Annotated in this window: 1 pseudogene; it reads right to left on the bottom strand. The window is 61.6% G+C overall.

Annotated elements, in window-relative coordinates:
* Positions 1-56: 56 nt before the first annotated feature.
* Positions 57-370 (bottom strand): annotated as a pseudogene (locus tag A3730_RS31470) (MFS transporter); the annotation flags it as partial.

Raw genomic sequence — 370 nt, 5'->3', positions numbered from 1 at the left:
CGGCTCCGGGCATAGCAGGCCGGTGGCATCAAGGTGGTGTTGCGCATCCAGTGACATCAGGGCTCTCCTCGTGGCGCATGGGCAACCACCGGTGGTTGCCAGAAAAAGGCAGCTATTATAACGACTGCACTGAGAATCGCAGCCAGCAGGAAATGCGACGCGTAACCCAGCCAGGCCACACTGAAACCGCTGGCCAGCGTGAACGCCCCTACCGCGAACAGTTGCACGGACGCTTGCACGGTATAGTCACTGCCTTCATGGCCGGCGCGGCAGTAATCCATCATCACCACAAACAGCGCCACCGTGGACAGGCCGTCCGCCAATTGCTCAAACAACGCCACCGCCCAGATCCACGCCCCCTGCGGGGCAT

The sequence above is a fragment of the Alcanivorax sp. HI0044 genome (assembly GCF_001634945.1).
Note: the sequence above shows the minus strand (reverse complement) of the source record. Positions and strands in the feature narration are given on the sequence as shown.